Raw genomic sequence first — 17713 nt, forward strand, 5'->3', positions numbered from 1 at the left:
CATTAACGAATTAATTCTATTATACTCTTTACTTTACATAATGTCATTAGTTATTTTGGTTACAATTTCATCTTGATTCTTAAATTCTTCTCTATTAATAAACTTAGCTCTTGGGTCTTTTCTAAACCATGTAAGCTGTCTTTTGGCATAATTTCTACTGCCCTGCTTTATGCTCTCTATAGCATCCTCAAGTGAGACTTTATCATTTAAATACTCAAATAACTCTTTATATCCAATTCCCTTCATGGATTGCATATTCTCATTAAGACCCATAGCTTTTAAATACTCTACTTCCTTTAAAAGACCTAAATCCATCATTATATCCACTCTTTGATTTATTCTAGAATAAAGTTCATTCCTTGGCATATTTAAAACATAATAATTTAAATCATACTTACATGTATAAATGCTATCGCCCATATCAAAGGAAGAAAAAGGTTTTTTAGTTAGATGAAAGACTTCTAAAGCTCTAATTACTCTTTTTCTATTATTATGATGAATAGTATCTGCGCTTACTTTGTCGACTTCTTTTAGCATATTGTGTATATGCTCATTCCCATAACGTTCGGCTAAATCATTTAAATAAGCTCTATACTCTTCATCCTTTTCCCCTTCTGCAAAGGTCATGTTACAAATTATAGAATTTATATATAATCCTGTCCCACCAACAATAATAGGTAACTTACCTCTTGAGTGTATGTCTTCAATTATATTAATAACAGCATCTTTATATTCAGAAACTGTATATTCTTCCATTGGATCTAAAAAGTCAATCATGTAATGAGGAATACCATCCATTTCTTCTTTAGTAATTTTGGCTGATCCAATATCCATATACTTATATATCTGCATTGAATCTGCTGATATTATTTCCCCATTTAATTTTTTTGCTAAAGTTACAGCAGTCTCACTCTTTCCTACTGCTGTTGGCCCTGCAATTACTAAAAGTTTATTATTCATATATACTCCTTAGGTTATTCTTCTAAATCGCTTTTCTAGTTCATAATTAGTTAACTTAATGATTGTTGGTCTTCCATGAGGACAATGATAGGGATCCTCCATCTCTCTCATATCATTAACCAAGCTTTTCATTTCTTCAATAGTTAATTCATTATTTGCTTTTACTGCAGATTTACATGAAAGAGTGGCAATTCTATTGTATTTTACCTCAACAGTCTGACCAGTACCAAGATTTTTTAAGTTATCTAAAATACTTAAAAACAATCCTTTAGGATCAAGCTTACCTAAGAAATATGGAACCTCTTTAACTGATACTGTGTTAATACCAAAAGGTTCAATTACAAAGCCTGCATTTTTAAATATTTCCATGTTGTCTTCATAATATACATAATCATCTAAAGTAAGTTGAATTATACTTGGTATTAATAATGGTTGAATTTCTACATGTCTATTTTTTATATCTTTATAGTATTTTTCAAAAAGATATTTTTCATGCGCAGCATGTTGATCAATTACATATAATGTGTCAGCATACTCACACAAGATATAAGTTTTATTAAATTGACCAATTACATTAAGAGGAGGTATTTTAGGCGCATTAGGAATTATACTTTCATAAGTAACTTTTGAAGTATCCTCATTTATAGAATATGGAGGTTCATTTATCTCTTCCTTTACATCTTCTATTATTTCCTTAAAATCACCATTGTCTTCTTCTTTTACTACATCATTTTTTAAATCAACAGGTATTTTAACCTCAACTATTGCACTCGGTTCTTCATAGTAAGTATTTTTAAAATATGACGCTCTTTCTGTTGCTGCATTTGCTTGCTTTTCATATTCTAGTGAAAAACTTAAATTTTCAAGCTTTTCTTCAGAATCTCTATTAATTTCATCCTCCATAAAGGATGACCTAACATTTTCTTTAAGCTTATTATGTACAGTATCAAATATTATCTTAAATAATTCTCTCTCATCTTTAAATTTAACTTCTGCTTTTGTTGGATGTATATTAACATCTACAAATTCAGGATAAGTTTCTACGTTTATAATAAAAAATGGATACTTATTAACTGTAGCAAAAGATTTAAAAGCAGTTTCTACAGCTGCTGTAATAGTTTTGTTTTTAATATATCTTCCGTTAATATAAATACTTTGATTATTTCTACTGCCTCTAGATATTTCTTCACTACCTATATATCCGTGAATAGTTAAGGTATCATTAGCACCTTGAAAATATGCCACATTCTCTAAGATTGTTTTCCCATAAATATTTCTAATTACATCTTCTATCTTTCCATTACCATAAGTATTAAGCATCTTCTTACCATTTGCAGTTAATGTAAATGATATATCAGGATTAGATATTGCAATTCTAGTAATTATATCATTAATTAACGCAGCTTCCCTAGAAGAGGATTTAAGAAACTTCTTTCTAGCAGGTACATTATAAAATATATCTCTAACTTCTATTGTAGTTCCATAATTAACTCCACTTTCAGTAATATAATCAATATTACCACCCGTTATAGATATCTCATTTCCTGTTTCAACATCCCTAGGTTTAGATTTTAGAAGAGTTTTAGACACTGAAGCAATTGATGGCAAAGCTTCCCCCCTAAAACCTAATGTACTTATAGAATATATATCCTCAACAGTTTTAATCTTAGAAGTTGCATGGGGAAGAAATGCTTTTGAAATATCTTCTGGATGTATTCCATCACCATCATCTATTACTTTAATAAGAGTTTCTCCGCCATTTTCTATCTCAACTATAATATTCTTACTATTAGCATCTATTGAGTTTTCTACTAGCTCCTTAACCACAGAGGAAGGTCTCTCAACTACTTCTCCAGCTGCTATTTTATTTGAAGTATTATCATCTAAAATATTTATTCTCTTCAATCCCCATCACCTCACATTTAATTTATAGTATTTCCTTTGCATCCTTAATTAGTTTATAGAGTCTATTCATAGCATCCATTGGAGTCATATTTAAAACATCTAGTGAAGCAACTTCATTTATAAAACTATCCTTTTCTATAGCAGTAAAATCAAGCTGCATTGTTTCAGTTTTCTTAACCTTTTCTTTTGGTTTAACCTCGTGGTTAGCTGTTTTATTAGTAATTTCACTATTACTACTTATACTGATTTCTTCTTTGGATTGCATATTACTTTCTAAATTAAGTAAAATTTCTTTAGCTCTCTCAATTACATTCTTAGGTAATCCAGCAAGCTTTGCAACCTCAATGCCATAAGATTGGTCAGCGCCACCTGGTATAATCTTTCTTAAGAATATAATATTATCTTGAAGTTCTTTAACTGCTACAGAATAATTCTTAACTCCTGAAATTTTATCCTCCAGCTGAGTTAATTCATGGTAATGTGTAGCAAAAAGAGTTCTTGGCTTTATATTTCCTTTAGATAAGTGTTCTATAACAGCCCAAGCAATACTTAATCCATCATATGTAGAGGTACCCCTTCCTACTTCATCTAAAAGTACAAGTGAATTAGAAGTTGTATTCTTAAGAATATTAGAAACCTCCCACATTTCAACCATGAAGGTAGACTTTCCGCCAGCCAAATCATCAGATGCACCAATTCTAGTAAATATCTTATCACATATACCAATATTTGCTTCTTTAGCTGGAACAAAGCACCCTATTTGAGCCATAAGAGTAATTAATGCTACCTGCCTCATATAAGTAGATTTACCAGCCATGTTTGGTCCAGTAATAATTAAAAGCTGATTATCTTCTGAATTAAGCTTAGTATCATTTGAAATAAACTCTCCTGAAGGAATAACCTTTTCTACTACAGGATGTCTTCCTTCAATAATGTTTGTTATTCCTTTTTCATTTAAAGAAGGCTTAACATAATTATTTTCCAAAGATATCTTTCCAAAAGTACTTAAAACATCAAGTTCAGAAATAATTCTAGCTGTTATTTTAAGTCTCTCAATAGATAAATCTACTTTATCTCTAATATCGCAGAAGGCTTGATATTCTAAATTCACTAATTTATCTTCAGCACCTAAAATATCATCTTCAATCTTCTTAAGTTCATCTGTTATAAATCTTTCAGCATTTGCAAGAGTTTGTTTTCTAATATATCTTCCTTCTGGAATAGAGCTAAAGTTAGCTTTACTTATTTCTATATAGTAACCGAATACCTTATTATAACCAACCTTAAGGGATTTAATTCCAGTTACTTCTCTTTCATTATTCTCAAGGGAAGCAATCCATTCCTTACCTCTAAGCTTAGCATTTTTCAATCTATCTATTTCTTCATCATAGCCATCTTTTATTATTCCACCTTCTTTAATAGTAAGAGATGGATCATCTAAGATAGCACTCTCAAGAAGTTCCTTAATATCATTTAATTCATCAATTTTCATATAATACTCTTTGAAAAGTAATGCATCAAAGTTAGATATAATTTCCTTAATTTCCGGAACCTTATTCAAGGATAGTTTTAAACTAATTAAATCCTTAGGTGTTACATTTCTATTTGATATCTTTCCTATAATACGTTCTATATCGTAAATAGAGTCTAATGCTTCTCTAAGTTCTTCTAGCATAGAAATGGAGTCTGTAAGTTCCTGAACTGCTTTTAATCTACTTTCTATTCTAGTTTTATTTATTAATGGTTCCTCTATAAAACGTCTTAAGGTTCTAGAACCCATTGCTGTTTTAGTTTTGTCTAAAACCCAAAGTAGGGAACCCCTTTTATTCTTCTCCCTTAAGCTTTCAGTAAGCTCTAAATTTCTTCTAGAAGAGGAATCTAATGTCATATAATCTTCAATTTCATATATTTCAATAGAAGTTATATTAGATAGCGTAATCTTCTGAGTTTCATTTATGTACTTTATTAATCCATTTGCTGAAACCTTGATAAATGAATTTAATTCATTAGTTTCAGTATTCTTAAATTGGTTATCAAAGTCAGTAAAATCTTCCGAAAAGTATTCTTCATCTTTTACAGTAATCAATCCTTGATATGACTCTGTTAAATTACTTCTAAAACTCTCATCAAATAGTTTATTTATTATTATCTCTGAAGGCTTAAATTTAGCTATTTCATCCTGCACCAACGCAAAGTTATTAGAAAACTTTGTGCATTTAAATTCTCCCGTAGATATATCAGAGGAAGATAGTGCAAATTCATTATTATTAAAATATAGAGCCATTATATAATTATTTTTACTGTCATCAATAAAAGCTGTATCATTAAAAGTACCAGGCGTGATTACCTTAATTACATCTCTTTTAACTATTCCTTTAGCTAAAGCAGGATCTTCAACCTGTTCGCATATAGCTACTTTATACCCTTTAGTTATAAGTCTACCTATATAGTTACTAGATGCATGATAAGGTATACCACACATTGGAGCTCTATTTTCAAGACCACAATCTCTTCCTGTAAGAACTAATTCTAATTCTTTTGAAGCAATTTCAGCATCTTGGAAAAACATTTCATAAAAATCCCCAAGTCTAAAAAACAGAATGCAATCTTTATAATTCTCTTTTATCTCAAAATATTGTTGCATCATTGGAGTTAATCCCATACAAACCTCCTAATAAATATAAAAGCCCTATGAAAGAGCTTTTATTATAGGAATTCTAAGTAAGCTTATACTCAACTTAGAATTCCTTAGTTATAAATTTATTTATACTCTTCTCCAGTAAGTGAAAATGATCCAGCTTTTGTTATTTTTACATTTACAAGCTTGCCTATATTTTCTTGACTACCTTCAAAATTAACAAGTCTTCCGTTTCTTGTTCTTCCCATTAATCTTTCTTCTTGATTTTTACTCTTACCTTCTACAAGAACTTCTACTACTTCTCCATTATATTCCTTATTTCTCTTTTCAACAATCTCATTTACCTGCTTAACTAGTCTATTAAATCTCTCATGTTTTACTTCTTCAGAAATTTGATTTTCCATTCTATCAGCTGGTGTGTTATTTCTTCTAGAATATATGAACGTAAATGCAGAATCGTACTCAACTTCCTTAACTAAATCTAATGTATCTAAGAAGTCTTCTTCTGTTTCTCCTGGGAAGCCTATAATAATATCAGTAGATATTGAAACTCCTGGTATTTCGTTTCTTATCTTCTTAGCAAGTTCTATATATTGTTCTTTAGTGTAGCTTCTATTCATTTCCTTTAAAACTCTTGAAGATCCACTTTGAACTGGTAAGTGAATTTGCTCACATAACTTATCACATTCTTTTACTGCTTGAATTACATCATCATTTAAATCTTTAGGATGAGATGTCATAAATCTTATTCTTTCTAACCCTTCAACTTCATTTACTACTCTTAATAATTTTGCGAAAGACATATCATCCCCTAAATCTTTTCCGTAGGAGTTAACATTTTGTCCAAGTAAAGTTACTTCTTTATAGCCTAAGCTAACTAATTCCATAACTTCCTTAAGTATATCATCAACTTTTCTACTTCTTTCTCTTCCTCTAACATAAGGAACTATACAATAAGTACAGAAATTATTACATCCATACATAATAGTTACGAAAGCTTTTACGTCACTTTTTCTATCTATAGGAAGACCTTCTACAATTCCTTCTTCCTTATTTATGATTTCCTTAATTTGAACTCCTTCTTTTTGTACCATATCTAAATACTCAGGGAACTTATATGAATTATGAGTTCCAAATATTATGTCTACATATGGGAAGGTCTTAAGTACCTTATCTGCCATACCTTTTTGCTGCATCATACAACCACATATAGCTATTATTAAGTTTGGTTTCTTTTCCTTCATTGCTTTTAATAGTCCAAGATTACCGAAAACTTTATTTTCAGCATTTTCTCTTACACAACATGTGTTAAATATAATAATGTCAGCTTCTTCTCTTACCTCAGTATTAGAATAGCCAATTCTTTTAAGCATTCCAGACAGTTTTTCAGAGTCCTCCTCATTCATTTGGCAACCCCAAGTTTCAATATAGTATTTTAATTCTGTATTTTGTAACATCTTTACACTCCTTATAAAATAATTCAAGGTTTATCCTTTAATCTTTCGATTATAAATTTTGTTCATTAAATAATTATATATAATTTAGAGAGATTTTGAAAGAGTTTAATAAAATTGATGTATAAATTATTCATAAAAAATATAAAAAAGAAGAATACTATCATAAAAGGAGTGATAGTATGTATGATGCTAAAGTAACAGATCATCCAGATAAGTATGTTAATCCAGAAAATACAAAGGATAAAAAGCGTGACATAAGTGATAGGGGATATTTTAATGATAAGCTAACATCATCTGTACTAGGTACTAAAACTTCCTACGTACCAACTGATGATTTGTTATAATCCCCAGTATATTTTCTAACTAATAAGCCTATAGGATGTGAAATTCCATAGGCTTTTTTATAATTCTATAATTGCCAATACTTGTAAAATGATATATTTTTTTTATACAATAGTAATATAGAACGATGTAACAGTAATATTGTTATATTTTTCAATTGATTATCTTGTTTGGTTTTAAAAAATGTACACTGTCTATATATTAAAATATATGATAAATTTTATACTTTAAGGAGATATAATTAAATGGCACTTTCAAAACTTAAAGAATTTGCTTCACTAAAAGGTTGGAAATTCGAAAAAAACATAGCATCAGGAGAAGAGAACAACTACTTATTTACTGTAATTTCTGGACAAGGAGTGAAAATTTTTATTTGTCCATTACCATCCATTAATGAAGAAAGTAAGAGCCCGGTTTTAAATCATTTAGCTAATAATAAAAAGCTATTAAAAATTAGCAGTTTTTTATTCGACCATGATGTGTTAATTATAAAATTTAAAGAGAATTATAGACGCACTAAAATTGAAACTATGAATAATTTATTACTTGAATTAACTAATCTTTTAAACTCTTTAGGAATAAAAGGTAAGGAATGCTGCATATTCTGTGGTCATGATAATGCAAATGAAACTATTTACTTTGAAAATATAATGTATTCAGCACACAGTGAATGTTACACCCAAGAGGTCCAAATGCTCCAAACGGCAGCAAGAGAATATGAATCAGAAGATAAAAACTATTTTAGAGGAACAATCGGTGCGTTAATAGGTGGCATTATAATCTCCATACTTTGGAGTTTGGCTCAAGTGTATTTAGATGATAATTTAGCTGCAATTTTTTCTTTTTTCTTAAGCGTTGGCTTATTAAAAGCTTATTATTTTTTTAAAGGTAAATTAGGTCGTGCTACAAGATGGATAATTGCTGGTTGTACATTTATTTCAGTAATAATTTCTCAACTCATGGTTGTTGAAATTATGATGCTACAGCATGGGACCACTATAGAATATAGTGACTTAATAGGACTATTTGGTATTTCTGGACTAGCCACAATGTTTAGATTAAACGTAAAATTAAGTCTATTTATTTCATTGATAGGTTTTTTAATTTTATTCTTTCAATTAAAAGGTGATGCAAAAAGTGTTTTGCCAAAAATAGAAAAGAAATAGAAAGAGATAGGAACTATCCTATCTCTTTTTATCTAATCCACCCAATAACTTTATTATAATAATTAAAACCCACTGAATTATATAGGTTTACTGCTGGAATATTTTTTTCAGAAACTCTAATATATAAATCCTTTATATTTTTCTCAGTACATGTAGCTATTATCCTATTTAAAAGTATTCTTCCGTAGCCTTTTTTCCTATACCCATCGATTATTCCAAAATTAACTACAAGATACTGTTTATTCAAATATATTACTTGTCCATATCCTATTGAGACACCTTTATGCATAATCAAAATAGACAAATCATCAATATAATAAGACTGCTTCATATCATTAACTATATCTGCTACCTTTAAATCAGCTCTATTTACATCCTTAAAGATAGAATTTTGTATCTCTGCTCGTTTCTTTATGTCTGCATTATTTTGGACTACTTTAAACTCCACATCCTCAGCTTTTATGAAATCAACTTTTCCTAATTTTTTAAGGAGAACGATGCTCTCATCTGAAATTTGAAAACCTATCTTATTTAATAGCTCTGTATTACCTTCAGTCGCAGTTGTTTCAAAGGAATAGAATTTATTAGATTTAAACTCATTTAGAGGAAACTCTTCAAAACCATCTTGAAAGTATAAGCTACGCAAATTCACATAATCATCTCTTAAATTTTCTTTCCATATCATACCTAGTTTATCTTCATAGCTATATACCTTTAGATTAGTTCTAAGCACTAATTTATCCAATATATTTGCTTTAGTATATGCTTCCTCAAAATCTTCATTTAATGGATTCATTTCTATTGCTTCATCTGATATTTCTTTTATAAGATTCAAATCAAATTTTCTAACTTTTTTGATCTTCATATTAACCACATCTCTCCATCAAAATATAATTATTATACCATATATTAAATCTACATATTATACTTTTCCTCGAATTTTTTAATCCATAAATCAAGATTTTCTTTTACTTCTATTAAATAATCAAATTCATTTCTTAATATATTTATGTTGCTTGTATTTTGCTTTTTATATATACCTTTACAAATTTCATATAGCCTATAGGGGAATATGGTAAAGCAATAAAGCAAATAAATTTCTTCGTCAATAAAGGCTTCTTCTTTATTATAAGTTTTAACTAACTCTTCAAAAAAACTATAACTCCATTTAATAGAAGAGCTATTTTCTATGCTATTTAATAATGAACCTAAATCAGTAAGATAGTAGGATTGCTTAATTTTAGGTATATCTCTAAGCAATATCTTCCCTTCAACTTCTCCAAAGTTATCTAATCCTAAATTAGAAATACAAAATTTATATCTAAGTAGTTTTTCAGAACTTTTAGGTACTACACTTCTTAATATTAATAAACATTTTTCAAATATATTATCGTAAGCATTTAATATATCATAAACCTTAGAATCTAATGGAGCTTTAATAATTTTCATATTTAATTCTTGCTTCAAGTTAACAAGGAAAACTAACCTTCTAATATATTTATCTATTGTTTTTCCATATTCTCTTTTTAATCTGTATTTTTCAGGGTGTAATTCTTTAGTACACCTATGAAAATTTCTGAGTACTTGCATAGTTGATTTGTAAAACTGAGCAAGTTCCATTTTGTTCTCATTCTCAATATAAGTAGTTAAATAATAAATTCTATCTTTTGTTATTATATAACTATTTCCATTGTTACTTTTAACTACACGTGAAGTTTTCCTAAAACCATTGTTGTATATATCTTCTTTAAACTGAAATAATTCCTTAATACCTTTTTTATTTCTTCTATGGGAATTTAAAATAAATTTATCTTCTCCACAATCAATTATGTAACACTTCCCATTCTTAATTGCATTATATCCAATGATATTATAATTTAATAATACTCTTTGAATGATGTGCTCCATAAAATTCCTCCTAAAATATTATTACTAATTAAATATATTCAATAAATTCTCGTATAATAACAAAAGAGTTCTTTCTTAATGAAAGAACTCTTTAATATACACTTAAACTATTAGTCTATAACCTTTGAACTTAATCCAATTTTCTTTTTCTCGCTGTCAACGCTTAATATTTTAGCTTTAACAACATCATTAACTTTTAGTACTTCTGATGGATGGTTTATCTTCTTTCTAGAAATTTGAGAAATGTGTAGTAATCCATCTACTCCTTTTTCTAATTCTACAAAAGCACCAAAATCAGCTATTCTTACTACTTTACCAACTACTATAGTTCCTTCTGGATATTTTTCTTCTATGTTAATCCATGGATCTTCTAGTAAATCTTTGATACTTAATGTTAGTTTATTATCTTCTCTATTTAATGCTATTATTTTAGCTTCAACTTCTTCTCCAAGCTTTAAAAGCTCTTGTGGCTTTGAAACTTTGCCATAACTCATAAGTGATAGTGGAATTAATCCATCTAGACCTTTAACATCTACAAAAGCACCAAACTCTGCAAATCTTAACACCTTAACCTTTAATACATCACCTTCATTTATAGAGCCCCATGCAGCATCTTCTCTTTCGTTTTTAGCAGCTTCTTCAATAATTCTGCTAGAAGCAATTACATTACCTTCTTCTAGGTTTAGTATCTTTACATTTAATACTTTTCCAACATAACTAGCTGGGTCTTTTACAAAAGCAACTGATATTTGTGATTGAGGTATAAATATTCTTACACCCTTATAATATGCTACTAATCCACCTCTAGCTGCATCAGTTATTTCAATATCTAATGTCTTTTCAGTTTCTTTAGCATCTTTTAATTCCTCTAAGGCTTCTTCTCTTTGAATTTCTTTTCTTGATAATAGAACATAACCTTCAAAGTTATAACTTAAAACCTTAGCTTTTATTTCATCTCCAACTTTTACTACTTCTAATATATCTTCTGATTTATCAAAAGTAAATTCACTCTTAGGAATTTTACCATCTAACTTATATCCTGGAATAGCTACATATGCAGCATCAAAATCAACTTTTAATACTTCAACACTTATAACTTCACCAATAGTTAATTTTCTATCCATTTCATTCATCAAATCTAATTGATTAACTTCTGAGTTGTTGTTTTCCATAATATTAATTACCTCCTTAATTACCCAGTCAGGAGTAGATGCTCCAGCAGTTACTCCAACTAACTCTATCTCTTTATCATTAATTAAATCTAAGGGGATTTCCTTAGCATTTTCAACATAGTATGTTCTATCACAATTCTTCTTGCAAATCTCATACAATTTTGTTGTGTTAGAACTATTCTTACCACCGATAACTAGCATTACTTGAACTTGTTTAGAGATTTCATCGGCACTTTTTTGTCTTACATCTGTAGCTGAACAAATGGTATTAAAAGAAAGTACTTCCTTTGACCTATTGCTAATATTATTTAAAGTTTTTTCCCAGTTTTCTTTTTTTTCAGTAGTCTGTGAGACTAAGCAAACTTTTTCAAGATTAGACTCATCAATATCTCCATTTTTAGTTATGATTGCCTTATTATCGCACCAACCATTTATGCCTACAACTTCCGGATGCTTTTCGTCTCCCATGATAACTATTCTATATCCATCATCACTATATTTTTTAGCCTTTTTTTGAATATTAGTAACAAAGGGACATGTAGCATTTATTATTGTAAGTCCTCTATTTTCTAGTTCATCATATACTTTCTTTGATACTCCATGTGATCTAATTACTACAACATCATCCTTTGACAATGAAGAAATATCATCAAAATTAACAGCATGAATATCATTGCTTTCAAGCATTTCAACCACATCATTATTATGAATAAGTGGTCCTAAAGTATATATTTTCTTATTAAACACTTCTTTATTCTTAAGTGCTTCATCAACTGCTCTTTTTACACCAAAGCAGAATCCTGCATTTTCTGCTAAAATTACTTTTCTCATTCTATCACCTTTATAAATAGAGTATAAATCTAAAATAATATATTTATAATTAGTTCATTATTTAATATACTCCAAAATTTTGTTTACAACACCATCAATATCTAATCCAGTAGTATCTATTTCGATAGCATCGTCTGCTTTTCTTAATGGATCTGTTTCTCTATGAGTATCAATAAAATCTCTTTTTTTCATATCTTCTAAGATTTCATCAAACTCTACCTTCATCCCTTTAGATATCAATTCTTCATATCTTCTTCTAGCTCTTTCTTCTGAAGAGGCTGTTAAGAAAAACTTATATGGAGAATCTTTTAAAACCACTGTGCCAATATCTCTACCATCCATAATAACATTAAACTTTTTACTCATATCTTGTTGTAAATAAACTAGTTTTTCTCTTACTTCAGGTACTTGTGCATAATTTGAAACATTACTACTTACTTGTAGTGTAGATAACTCCTCTTGAATATCTATTCCATTTAAGATTAAATTATCCCTTTCAAAATGCATTTCCATCTTGTCAATTAATGATGAAAGTTTATCTATATCTGTAAAAGAAATATCACTTTTTATGGCTTCAAGTGTCACTGCTCTATACATAGCACCTGTATTTATGTACATTAAATTTAGTTTTTTTGCTATTATCTTTGCAATGGTACTTTTCCCTGCACCAGCTGGTCCATCTATTGCTACTGAAATTCTCAAGTCAAAACTTCCTTTCTTTTTTAAAACATTACCAATTTCTATTATATCATATTGGAAATAAAAATAAATTATTAAATTGAAGTTCCAGCTATATAACCAGTAGATAATGCAATTTGAACATTATATCCACCCGTAAATGCATCTACATCCATAACTTCACCAGCAAATGAAATATTTGAAATTAATTTTGATTTCATGGTAGATGGATCTATTTCTTTTGTATCAATCCCACCAGCAGTTACTATTGCTTCTTCAATTGGTCTTAACCCTTTTACAGTAAAGGTCAAGTTTTGAATCAACTCTACTAGCCTTTTTCTTTCTTCTTTTGTTATTGAGTTGACCTTTTTATTTTCATCAATTCCAGATAAATTTATTATTATAGGAATAAGTTTCTTAGGAAGTAATTCATCTAAAGAATTCTTAAAATCCTTATTTAAAAACTTTTGGAAATCTTTTTGAATTCTTTTGTCTAGTTCTTGATTATCTAAAGCTGGTTTTAAGTTTATTGATATCTCCATAGGTATATTATCTTTTACATATCTGGAAGCACTTAATATTAATGGACCAGAGATACCAAAATGCGTAAATAGCATTTCACCTTGTTCTTTATACTGCACTTTTTTATCTTTAGAACTAATTAATTTCACTTGAATATTTTTAAGACTTAATCCCATTAGCTCTTTTACCCACTCTTCTTTTAATTCAATTGGAACTAGAGAGGGTTTTAATGAAACAATTTTATGTCCTAACTTTTGTGCAAATTTATATCCTTCACCTCTAGAGCCTGTAAGTGGATAGGATTTTCCTCCAGTTGCTATAATAAAATGATCTCCAGATACTTTTTGATTATTTTCTAAAACCGCAGCTTTAACTGTACTGCCTTCAATAACAATATCACTAACTTTAGATTTAAGGTGAATTTTCACTCCTAAATCGTTTAATTCATTTTCAAGGCCTTTAATTATATCTGAACTCTTATCTGATAAAGGAAATACCCTATCTCCTCTTTCTACTTTTAATTTTATATTCTTTCCTTCAAAAAAATTCATAACATCTTGATTTGTGTATGTATAAAGAGCACTGTATAAGAAATATGGGTTACCAGGAATATACTCAAAGAATTCTGATATATCCTTTGCATTTGTTACATTGCATCTTCCCTTTCCAGTTATAAATAACTTTTTCCCAAGCCTATCATTTCCTTCTATTAAAATTACTTCATTACCATTTTTAGCTGAAGTAATTGCTGCCATCATTCCAGCTGGACCTCCGCCTATCACTATAACTTTTTTCAAAATATCACCTCTAAACTTTCTTAAGGATATTATAACATCTTATTTAATAGAAAAAAGAGGCAAAGCCTCTTTTTTGAAATTATTCATCTAACACATTACCCCTGTTATATGAATAAACATTATATTCTTTCCAAATACTTTCAAGATTATTAAATGTATTTGCTATAGTTTCTTTTTCTCTCATTCCTACAGCTATTATTAACGCATTAATGACTGATAGCGGTGCCACAAGTGAATCAACAAAACTTGCCATGTTACTTTGAACAATTAAGCTATAGTCCGCTTGTGTTGCTAAAGGCGATAATAGCGAATCTGTTATAGCAACTACCTTTGCATTTCTACTTTGTGCAAATGATAAAGCATCAATTGTTTTTGCTGCATATCTTGGGAAGCCTATACCTATTACTAAATCTCCTTCTTTGATATTAATCATTTGTTCAAATATATCTGAAATACCATAAGCTACAATATTTACGTTATCAAGAATTATATTTAAATAAAAACCTAAAAACTCAGCTAAAGCAGTTGAACTTCTTAGTCCTATAATATATATTCTCTTTGCATCGAATATGGACTGAACTACTTCCTCGAAAGTTTTGTGATTTATTTTTTCAAGTGTTGCTCTTATATTTTCTATATCTGCTTTTAAAACTCCTTTTAAAGCATTTTCTTCTGAAATATAATCATTTGTAAGTTCTAATCTTTGAACAGTTGTTAACTTATTCTTTATAAGTTCTTGTAATTCCTTTTGAAGCTTAGGGTAACCACTAAATCCAAGCTCATTTGCAAATCTAACTACAGTGGATTCCGAAACACCTACTGAAACTCCTAATTTAGCTGCAGTCATAAAGGCTGCTTTATCATAATTTTTTAATATGTATTCTGCAATAAGCTTTTGCCCTTTACTTAATCTTGGAAATTTTAATTGAATAATTCTCATTAAATCTTGATTTGCTTCTAGCTTTTCTTGGAAATAATCCATTTACCCTTACTCCTATCCTTTTTGCAATTTATTTATAATATAAATTCATTTTAACATCATTAATTAATTACATCAACCTTAATTATAAAATTACTTTTTTTCTATGCATAATAGCATTGGTGGATTATTATTGCGATTAACATACTCAAATTTCATTACCCCATATTTATTCTTGGGTAAGTTTTCAGCAAATTCTAAAATGCAAGTTTTTTCTCTAGCACCTTCATTATGTCCAGAATAAATAGCAATTAAAATAATTCCCCCTGCATTCAGTAAATCTACTGCCTGAATTATAGAGTTCATTGTACTGTCTTTCATGGTTGTGATCTCTTTATTTCCACCTGGTAAAAATCCTAAATTATATATTATACAATCTGCACTTTCCTTTACATATTCATTAAGCTTATCATGAGAATCATGTATAAGATAAACATTATCTTTATTTTTATTCTTATAATTAGTAATAGCCATTTCTTGAATATCAAAAGCAATTACCTTATTAAAGCTTTCAGATAAGAAATCAGAATCGTATCCGTTACCAAGTGTACAATCTATTGCTAAGTTTTTGTTTTCAATATATTTGTCAATGATATCATGAGATAAGGAACTAATATCCTTCACTAATTTAAACATATTATTTACCCTTACAAAGATTTAATGTAGTTAAGCTCTGAGTCTGTAAGCTCTCTAAAGCTACCTAATTCTAAATCTCCGATATTAATTTCTCCAATAGCAACTCTTTTAAGGGAAATTACATCGTGATTTAATGCCGCACACATTTTTCTTATTTGCCTATTCTTGCCTTCATGTATTTTAATTTCAACCTTACAGTTATTTTGATCTTTCCAAAGAATTTTAATACTTGACTTAGCAGTGATATATCCACCTATATCAACTCCATTTTGAAAAGTTTCCATCTCTTTATCTGTAAAAACTCCTTTAACCTTAACAATATAGGTTTTATGAATTTCCCTTCTTGGATGTATTATTTTATTATAAATTTCACCATCATTTGTAAGTAATAAAAGCCCAGAAGAATCATAATCAAGTCTTCCAATTGGATATATTCTTTCCTTAGCATTTATTATATCTATTATAGTTTTCCTGCCTTTTTCATCACTAACAGAAGATATTATTCCAACAGGCTTATTAAGCATGATGTATCTCTTAGTCTCTTCTGCCTTCACAAGCTTCCCGTTATATTCTACAATATCTTTTTCTATATCGATTTTAGTACCTAATTCTTTTATGATTTCTCCATTAACCTTAACACTTCCAGCTAAAATTAACTCTTCACATTTTCTTCGTGATGCCACTCCGCAATTTGCCAAATATTTTTGTAATCTTTCCATTATAAAATCACCTATCCTGCTGTATTCTTAATAATTATAAATACTTAACATAAAAAAATCAAATTGGAATTTCCTGGGAAATTTTAGGAGATTGAAGAAATTCTATATTTTTGTTATACTACTTACCAATAATATATATAAAGGGTGATAAGCATGGATAAACTACTATTTGGAATTTCAGGAATTCCATTAGGCAAAGGTGAAAAATTTAATTATAGTACTGGATTAGAATATTTACATAATATAGGACTGGATGCTATGGAGCTACCATTTGTACGCTCTGTAAATGTTACATCAAAAAATAGAGATTCTATTCTTAAAGTTAAAGAAGAAACTGGCATGTATTTATCTGCTCATGGTTCATACTTCATAAACTTAAATGCTAAGGAAGATGAGAAAATAGAAAAATCAAAAGAAAGGATTTTAAAGGGAGCTTATGCTTTGGAATCCGTTGGCGGAAGAAGTTTAGTATTCCATGCTGGGTTTTATTTAGATTCATCTAAAGAAGATACATTAGATAATATTAAAAGAGAATTAAGTACACTCCCTAAAGGAAATGTTACATATAGACTTGAAACTACAGGAAAAGCTACTCAATTTGGTGACATATATGAATTAGTTAATATAGCAAAGGATGTTCCAAGTTGTAATATATGTATAGATTTTTCTCATTTACATGCAAGGGGAAATGGAGCCTTAAAGGACTATTCTGACTTTGCTAAAATATTAGATTATGTAGGTACAAATCTAGGAGATGCTGCATTAAAAGATATGCACATTCATTTATCTGGAATAAACTACACAGCAAAAGGTGAAAGAAATCATCTGCCTTTTGAAGAAAGTGATTTTAACTATAAGGCTTGTCTTAAAGCCTTCGTAGATTTTGATATAAAGGGCTGTATTATTTGCGAAAGCCCTATTTTAGAGAATGATGCTTTACTTTTAAAAGAAACTTATAACAGTCTATAGTTAAAGCCTTGCCCAATTTGGGCAAGGCTTTTTT

Annotated in this window: 15 protein-coding genes; 3 read left to right on the forward strand and 12 right to left on the reverse strand. The window is 28.9% G+C overall.

The window, feature by feature from the left end; translation table 11 throughout:
* Positions 1–33: 33 nt before the first annotated feature.
* The 4 genes from miaA to miaB all read right to left on the reverse strand — a co-directional run bounded on the left by miaA (position 34) and on the right by miaB (position 6960).
* The gene (gene miaA / locus L1S47_RS06470; protein WP_238882645.1) at positions 34–960 is read right to left on the reverse strand and encodes a tRNA (adenosine(37)-N6)-dimethylallyltransferase MiaA; all 927 of its coding nucleotides are present in this window, start codon (positions 958–960) and stop codon (positions 34–36) included.
* 9 nt (positions 961–969) lie between these two features.
* Complete coding sequence (gene mutL, locus L1S47_RS06475) at positions 970–2865, reverse strand: DNA mismatch repair endonuclease MutL (RefSeq protein WP_238882647.1); 1896 nt, start codon at positions 2863–2865, stop codon at positions 970–972.
* Between the two features lie 22 nt (positions 2866–2887).
* The gene (gene mutS, locus L1S47_RS06480) at positions 2888–5527 is read right to left on the reverse strand and encodes a DNA mismatch repair protein MutS (RefSeq protein ID WP_238882649.1); all 2640 of its coding nucleotides are present in this window, start codon (positions 5525–5527) and stop codon (positions 2888–2890) included.
* Between the two features lie 98 nt (positions 5528–5625).
* Positions 5626–6960, reverse strand: a complete 1335-nt coding sequence (miaB, locus tag L1S47_RS06485; protein ID WP_238882651.1) for a tRNA (N6-isopentenyl adenosine(37)-C2)-methylthiotransferase MiaB — start codon at positions 6958–6960, stop codon at positions 5626–5628.
* A 179-nt stretch (positions 6961–7139) separates the two neighbouring features.
* Between miaB and L1S47_RS06490 the strand changes: the two genes are divergently transcribed.
* Both L1S47_RS06490 and L1S47_RS06495 read left to right on the forward strand, forming a co-directional pair.
* A complete protein-coding gene (locus L1S47_RS06490) occupies positions 7140–7304 on the forward strand; it encodes a hypothetical protein (protein WP_202766616.1) in 165 nt (54 codons plus the stop codon).
* Between the two features lie 243 nt (positions 7305–7547).
* On the forward strand, positions 7548–8468 hold the full coding sequence (locus L1S47_RS06495) for a hypothetical protein (protein WP_238882652.1): 921 nt from the start codon (positions 7548–7550) through the stop codon (positions 8466–8468).
* Between the two features lie 28 nt (positions 8469–8496).
* On the opposite strand, the gene L1S47_RS06500 is transcribed toward L1S47_RS06495, so the two are convergent.
* From L1S47_RS06500 to L1S47_RS06535, 8 genes are all read right to left on the reverse strand, one after another.
* Positions 8497–9333, reverse strand: coding sequence for a GNAT family N-acetyltransferase (locus L1S47_RS06500; RefSeq protein ID WP_238882653.1), 837 nt, complete (start codon positions 9331–9333; stop codon positions 8497–8499).
* 50 nt (positions 9334–9383) lie between these two features.
* Positions 9384–10376: a hypothetical protein gene (locus tag L1S47_RS06505; RefSeq protein WP_238882654.1), complete on the reverse strand. Its 993-nt coding sequence runs from the start codon at positions 10374–10376 to the stop codon at positions 9384–9386.
* 110 nt (positions 10377–10486) lie between these two features.
* The gene (locus tag L1S47_RS06510; protein WP_238882656.1) at positions 10487–12379 is read right to left on the reverse strand and encodes a bifunctional 4-hydroxy-3-methylbut-2-enyl diphosphate reductase/30S ribosomal protein S1; all 1893 of its coding nucleotides are present in this window, start codon (positions 12377–12379) and stop codon (positions 10487–10489) included.
* Positions 12380–12436: 57 nt separating this feature from the next.
* Positions 12437–13081, reverse strand: coding sequence for a (d)CMP kinase (gene cmk / locus L1S47_RS06515; protein ID WP_238882658.1), 645 nt, complete (start codon positions 13079–13081; stop codon positions 12437–12439).
* Positions 13082–13152: 71 nt separating this feature from the next.
* Positions 13153–14376, reverse strand: a complete 1224-nt coding sequence (locus L1S47_RS06520) for an NAD(P)/FAD-dependent oxidoreductase (protein ID WP_238882660.1) — start codon at positions 14374–14376, stop codon at positions 13153–13155.
* A gap of 79 nt (positions 14377–14455) precedes the next feature.
* Positions 14456–15358, reverse strand: coding sequence for a MurR/RpiR family transcriptional regulator (locus tag L1S47_RS06525; RefSeq protein ID WP_202766309.1), 903 nt, complete (start codon positions 15356–15358; stop codon positions 14456–14458).
* Between the two features lie 90 nt (positions 15359–15448).
* A complete protein-coding gene (locus L1S47_RS06530) occupies positions 15449–15991 on the reverse strand; it encodes a class I SAM-dependent methyltransferase (RefSeq protein WP_238882662.1) in 543 nt (180 codons plus the stop codon).
* Positions 15992–16002: 11 nt separating this feature from the next.
* Positions 16003–16713 (reverse strand): pseudouridine synthase, encoded by a 711-nt coding sequence (locus L1S47_RS06535; protein WP_238882826.1) that lies wholly within the window; start codon positions 16711–16713, stop codon positions 16003–16005.
* Positions 16714–16863: 150 nt separating this feature from the next.
* Between L1S47_RS06535 and L1S47_RS06540 the strand changes: the two genes are divergently transcribed.
* A complete protein-coding gene (locus L1S47_RS06540) occupies positions 16864–17679 on the forward strand; it encodes a TIM barrel protein (protein WP_238882663.1) in 816 nt (271 codons plus the stop codon).
* The last annotated feature ends 34 nt before the right edge of the window (positions 17680–17713 follow it).

The organism is Clostridium sp. YIM B02551, from assembly GCF_022324735.1.
In the GTDB taxonomy this organism is placed as follows: Bacteria; Bacillota; Clostridia; order Clostridiales; family Clostridiaceae; genus Clostridium_T; species Clostridium_T paridis.

What these genes read in the sequence shown, in the direction of transcription:
- L1S47_RS06500 (WP_238882653.1), bottom strand. Translation starts at nt 9,333, where the DNA reads ATGAAGATCAAAAAAGTTAGAAAATTTGATTTGAATCTTATAAAAGAA.
- miaB (WP_238882651.1), bottom strand. Translation starts at nt 6,960, where the DNA reads ATGTTACAAAATACAGAATTAAAATACTATATTGAAACTTGGGGTTGC.
- miaA (WP_238882645.1), bottom strand. Translation starts at nt 960, where the DNA reads ATGAATAATAAACTTTTAGTAATTGCAGGGCCAACAGCAGTAGGAAAG.
- L1S47_RS06495 (WP_238882652.1), top strand. Translation starts at nt 7,548, where the DNA reads ATGGCACTTTCAAAACTTAAAGAATTTGCTTCACTAAAAGGTTGGAAA.
- L1S47_RS06525 (WP_202766309.1), bottom strand. Translation starts at nt 15,358, where the DNA reads ATGGATTATTTCCAAGAAAAGCTAGAAGCAAATCAAGATTTAATGAGA.
- L1S47_RS06510 (WP_238882656.1), bottom strand. Translation starts at nt 12,379, where the DNA reads ATGAGAAAAGTAATTTTAGCAGAAAATGCAGGATTCTGCTTTGGTGTA.
- L1S47_RS06490 (WP_202766616.1), top strand. Translation starts at nt 7,140, where the DNA reads ATGTATGATGCTAAAGTAACAGATCATCCAGATAAGTATGTTAATCCA.
- mutS (WP_238882649.1), bottom strand. Translation starts at nt 5,527, where the DNA reads ATGGGATTAACTCCAATGATGCAACAATATTTTGAGATAAAAGAGAAT.
- L1S47_RS06505 (WP_238882654.1), bottom strand. Translation starts at nt 10,376, where the DNA reads ATGGAGCACATCATTCAAAGAGTATTATTAAATTATAATATCATTGGA.
- L1S47_RS06530 (WP_238882662.1), bottom strand. Translation starts at nt 15,991, where the DNA reads ATGTTTAAATTAGTGAAGGATATTAGTTCCTTATCTCATGATATCATT.
- L1S47_RS06540 (WP_238882663.1), top strand. Translation starts at nt 16,864, where the DNA reads ATGGATAAACTACTATTTGGAATTTCAGGAATTCCATTAGGCAAAGGT.